Genomic DNA, 253 nt, shown 5'->3' on the forward strand with positions numbered 1-253 from the left:
TAAGGAACATTGTCATAATTGCCCGCTACAGGCGCAATGTCCGATTCAGGAACAAAAGAAATACAACAATGTCCGCTTTACCGGAAACAAGCTTCAAACGGATATCATCCGCAGCCAGATGGGAACTGAGCGCCATAAGGAACTATCCAATTACAGAGCTGGTATTGAAGGGATCCCGTCGATTCTCCGCAGGGTCTTTCACATTGACCATATACCTGTAAGGGGACACGTGCGCTCAAAAATCTGGGTTAAT

The 253-nt window shown here is 46.2% G+C and carries 1 protein-coding gene; it reads left to right on the top strand.

Annotated elements, in window-relative coordinates; all coding sequences use genetic code 11:
* The coding region (locus tag IEW67_RS18035) for a transposase (RefSeq protein ID WP_194466064.1) at window positions 1-253 on the top strand (253 nt) is incomplete at both ends.

Source organism: Lentibacillus kapialis (assembly GCF_014646635.1).
GTDB lineage: Bacteria > Bacillota > Bacilli > Bacillales > Amphibacillaceae > Lentibacillus > Lentibacillus kapialis.